At 68.9% G+C, this 395-nt stretch carries 1 protein-coding gene; it reads left to right on the forward strand.

From position 1 onward, the window contains the following. Positions 1-395, forward strand: a 395-nt coding sequence (locus tag ACX4ZE_RS23165; RefSeq protein WP_480275584.1) for an AMP-binding protein, incomplete at both ends; no start/stop codon positions are given.

Genomic DNA, 395 nt, shown 5'->3' on the forward strand with positions numbered 1-395 from the left:
ACGGAGCTGACCTACCGGGACCTCGACAGCCGTGCCAACCGTCTGGCACACCTGCTGATCGCGCGGGGGGTGGGACCAGACAAGGTGGTGGCGGTAGCGCTACCACGGTCGGCGGAGCTGATCGTGGCGCTGCTGGCGGTGTGGAAGGCCGGGGGCGCCTACCTACCGGTGGACCCGACCTACCCGCACGACCGGCTGGCGTTCATGCTCACCGACGCGGCCCCGCTGGCCGTGGTGACCGACCGGACCACGGCCACATCCCTGCCCGCAGTCGTGGCGGAATCGTTGTGCATCGACGCTCCGGAAACCCTCACCGACGACCACACCGCAGCCGATCCGACCGACGCCGATCGTCACGGTCGGCTGCGTCCGGACAATCTGGCGTATCTGATCTA

The sequence above is a fragment of the Nocardia sp. TBRC8007 genome (assembly GCF_056629435.1).